The following is a 3,844-nucleotide window of genomic DNA, read 5'->3' on the forward strand; positions in this document are numbered from 1 at the left end:
GGTAGTAGGGGCCGTCCAGGTTGATCCCGGCGTCCACCCGCTCCTCGGCGCGCAGCGTCTCGGCGGTGGCCGTGCCGCCCCAGGAGTGCCCGGCCATCCCGATCCGGGAGGCGTCGATCACGTGCGACCACCGCCAGGCGGGGTCGGGCCCGGTGAGCCGGTCCAGGAGGAAGGAGACGTCCTCGGCCCGGTTGACCGCGCCCAGGGCCCACTCCCCGCTCTGGCACCCCACGCACTCGGTGACCAGTTCGTCGGGGAACTCCACGGGCGCGGCCTCGTGGGCGTGGTCCACGCCCGCCACCACGAAACCGTGGCTGGCCAGGTCCTCGGCCAGCGAGGACAGCTCGATGCGGTTGTGCCCCGCGCCGGGGGACAGGACCACCAGGGGGAAGCCTTCGGCGGTGCGCGCGGGCGGCATGTCCAGCCGCGAGTGCGTGCGCACCCCGCTGTGCATGAGATCGGGGGGCAGGTCCACGCCCAGCGCGCCGATCATGGCCGCGGACTCGGCCTCGGTCATGTACGGCGCGGGGCGTCCGGCGTCCGCGCGTGCCGGGTACCACAGGGTCACCATCAGCTCGCGCGGTCCTCCCACCCACACGTCCTCGCGCTCCTCGTCCACCAGGTGCAGGGCCGTCCTGCCCACCGGGTGGTCCCCGGTGGGTTCGGGCAGGACGGCCCCGAGGGAGCCGGGCCGGTCGGGCTCGGGCTCGGCCGCGGCCGGTGCCGCGGACACCACCAAGGAGGCGGGCAGGGCCAGGGCCAGCGCCGCCGCGAGGGCGGTACCGGGCCCGGGCGCGCGGAAGGGGAGGGCGCGGCGCGCGGTGTGACGCCGGTGGGACATGGGGGTTCCCTTCTTCGGGAGAGTCGTGGACACCGGTCACGCTAGGGAGGGCGGTGTGGTCGCCGCCATCGGGATGTCCCCCTTCCCCACCCTGGTGTGTCCCGGAGGGCGGGGGTGGGGACAACCCCGGGCAGGGCGCCCCCACCAGCGGGTTCAGGGACCCGGCTCCACCATCAGCACCTCCAGGGTGCGCGGGCCGTGCACCCCCTCCACCCGGTTCAGTTCGATGTCGCTGGTCGCCGAGGGCCCGCTGATCCAGGTCAGAGGGCGCGCCGGGTCCAGCAGTCGGACCGCCTGCGGAACCCCGTCCACCACCTGGTCCGCGCGCACCACGCACAGGTGGTAGTCGGGCACCAGGGTGATCGCACGGCGGCCCTGGTCGGGGCCGCCGTCCAGGACGATCGTGCCGGTCTCGGCGACGGCCACCGCGCATCCGGTGACCACGCCGTCCACCCCGGTCAGGTCGTCGATCGTCATGGGTTCCCCCAGGGAGTCGGGCAGCCGTTCGACGGAGGAGTCGGCGAACCACTCCGGCGGGGCTCCGGCCGGGACCACCACACGGGCCGCGCCCCGGCGTTCCAGGGCGGCGGCCACCTCGGCGGCCACCCGGTCGGCGGGTATCCGGTGCACCAGGGCCCGGTAGTCGCGCAACCGGTCCTCCAGGACCTCCAGCGTGGGCCCCGCACCGTGGCTGTCGGCGAAGCCGCCCCCCGCCGCCCGGACCGGCGACTCGTCGGCGGGCACGTCGGCCAGCGCCCTCCTGACCCGGGCCAGGATCTGTTCGCGGCTGCTCATCCGCGCTCCTTTCCGCGCTTGTTCCACCACTGCCGGAAGGACTCGGCGGGCACGTCGGGGACGTCCCGGGTGTCGGTCCACTCCCCGGCCGTCCCCGGCAGGTGGCGCGGGACCGCGCGCCGTCCCAGCCCCGCCGCGCGCTGGACCGCTCCCAGCGCCCCGGGGGAGGACAGCACGGCCTCGGCTCCCGCCATCAGAGCCCTCTCGCCCGGGTGCCCGGACCGGTCCGCGACCTCCTCGCGCAGGTGCACCAGCACCTCGGGGATGTCGATGGCCACCGGGCACACCTCGTAGCAGGCCCCGCACAGCGAGGACGCGTACGGCAGCGCCTCGTCCACCTCCGAGGACATTCCGCGCAGCTGCGGGGTGAGGATCGCGCCGATCGGGCCGGGGTAGACCGACCCGTAGGCGTGTCCGCCGGTGCGCTCGTAGACCGGGCAGGTGTTCAGGCACGCCGAGCAGCGGATGCAGCGCAGCGCCTGGCGGCCGACGGTGTCGGCCAGCACGTCGGTGCGGCCGTTGTCCAGCAGCACCAGGTGGAACTCCTGGGGACCGTCGCCCGGCGTCACCCCGGTCCAGGTGGAGGTGTAGGGGTTCATCCGCTCGCCGGTGGAGGAACGCGGCAGCAGCTGCATGAACACCTCCAGGTCCGACCAGCTCGGCACGATCTTCTCGATGCCGACCACCGAGATCAGGGTCTGGGGCAGGGTCAGGCACATGCGTCCGTTGCCCTCCGACTCCAGCACCACGAGCGTGCCGGAGTCGGCCACCGCGAAGTTGGCGCCCGAGATCGCCGTGCGGGTGCGCAGGAAGCGTTCGCGCAGGTGCACGCGGGCGGCCTCGGCCAGTGCGCGGGGGTCGTCGGTCAGCCCCCGGGGCGCGGGCACGCCCCACTCGGCCATCTGCTCCAGGAAGATCTCCCGGATCTGGGCGCGCCCCAGGTGGATGGCGGGCACCAGGATGTGGGACGGAAGGTCGTCGCCCAGCTGCACGATCAGCTCGGCCAGGTCCGTCTCGTAGGCGGTGATCCCGGCGTCGGCGAGGGCGTTGTTGAGTTCGATCTCCTGGGTGGCCATCGACTTGACCTTGACCACGTCGGTCTCACCGGTGGCCCTCACCAGCCGGGTGACGATCTCGTTGGCCTCGGCGGCGTCGGAGGCCCAGTGCACCTGCCCGCCCGCCCTGTGGACGGACTCCTCCAGCTGTTCCAGGTAGTGGTCCAGGTGGCGCAGGGTGTGCTCCTTGACCGCGGCGCCCTCCGCGCGCAGGCGCCCCCAGTCCTCGTGCAGCTCGTCGACGACGGAGGTGCGTTTGTCGCGGATGGTGTGGGTGGCCCTGCGCAGGTTGTGCCGCAGCTGGGCGTCGTTGACCGCCTTCGCGGCGGCCTCGGGGAAGGGCGGCATGCCCAGGAACGTGGCGCTGCTCATCGGGTGGCGCCCTCCTTCTCGGTGCTGGCAAGGATCTCGGCCAGGTGCGCCACCCTCATCCCCGAGCGCTGCCGGGACAGGATGCCGCCGATGTGCATCAGGCAGGAGTTGTCGACCGCGCACAGTACCTCGGCCCCGGTCTCCACGGCGTGGCGGGCCTTGTCCGCGCCCATGGCCGAGGACACGTCGCCGTTCTTGACCGCGAACGTGCCGCCGAACCCGCAGCACTCGGTGGCTCCGGGCAGTTCGACCAGTTCCAGGCCGCGCACGGCGCGCAGCAGCTGGTAGGGCCGGTCGCCCAGGCCGAGCATGCGCAGCCCGTGGCAGGTGGGGTGGTAGGCCACCTTGTGCGGGTAGTAGGCGTCCACGTCCGTCACGTCGAGCACGTCCACCAGGAACTCGGTGAGGTCGTACACGCGCGGGGCCAGGTCGGCCACCTTGCGCGACAGGCGGCTCCCGCCGTCGCCCAGGCGCGGGTAGTTGTCGCGGATCATGGCCGCGCAGGAGGCGGAGGGGACCACGACGGCGTCGGCGCCCTCGAAGGTCCTCACGAAGCGCACGGCCAGGCGGCTGGCCGAGCGCCGGTAGCCGGTGTTGTAGTGCATCTGGCCGCAGCAGGTCTGGCCCTCGGGGAAGACCACCTCGTGGCCCAGGCGCTCCAGGAGACGCACCACCGCGCGCCCGGTGTCGGGGAAGAGTGTGTCGTTGACACAGGTGATGAACAGCGCGATCCGCATGTGCCTCCTTCGTGCCCCGCCGGTCGGCGCGCCGACCGGCGGGG

Annotated in this window: 4 protein-coding genes; all 4 read right to left on the reverse strand. The window is 73.5% G+C overall.

What is annotated here, in order from left to right:
* Positions 1-841 (reverse strand): alpha/beta hydrolase family protein (locus D455_RS29895; protein WP_017570472.1); only part of this gene is annotated, 841 nt, incomplete at its 3' end.
* Between the two features lie 153 nt (positions 842-994).
* A complete protein-coding gene (locus D455_RS0109390; protein ID WP_017570473.1) occupies positions 995-1,636 on the reverse strand; it encodes a LutC/YkgG family protein in 642 nt (213 codons plus the stop codon).
* Complete coding sequence (locus tag D455_RS0109395) at positions 1,633-3,063, reverse strand: lactate utilization protein B (RefSeq protein WP_017570474.1); 1,431 nt, start codon at positions 3,061-3,063, stop codon at positions 1,633-1,635. Before D455_RS0109395 ends, D455_RS0109390 begins: the two co-directional genes overlap by 4 nt.
* Positions 3,060-3,800: a (Fe-S)-binding protein gene (locus D455_RS0109400; RefSeq protein ID WP_017570475.1), complete on the reverse strand. Its 741-nt coding sequence runs from the start codon at positions 3,798-3,800 to the stop codon at positions 3,060-3,062. Before D455_RS0109400 ends, D455_RS0109395 begins: the two co-directional genes overlap by 4 nt.
* Positions 3,801-3,844 lie beyond the last annotated feature (44 nt).

The organism is Nocardiopsis halotolerans DSM 44410 (assembly GCF_000341065.1).
Taxonomy (GTDB): Bacteria; Actinomycetota; Actinomycetes; order Streptosporangiales; family Streptosporangiaceae; genus Nocardiopsis; species Nocardiopsis halotolerans.

What these genes read in the sequence shown, in the direction of transcription:
- D455_RS0109400 (WP_017570475.1), bottom strand. Translation starts at nt 3,800, where the DNA reads ATGCGGATCGCGCTGTTCATCACCTGTGTCAACGACACACTCTTCCCC.
- D455_RS0109390 (WP_017570473.1), bottom strand. Translation starts at nt 1,636, where the DNA reads ATGAGCAGCCGCGAACAGATCCTGGCCCGGGTCAGGAGGGCGCTGGCC.
- D455_RS0109395 (WP_017570474.1), bottom strand. Translation starts at nt 3,063, where the DNA reads ATGAGCAGCGCCACGTTCCTGGGCATGCCGCCCTTCCCCGAGGCCGCC.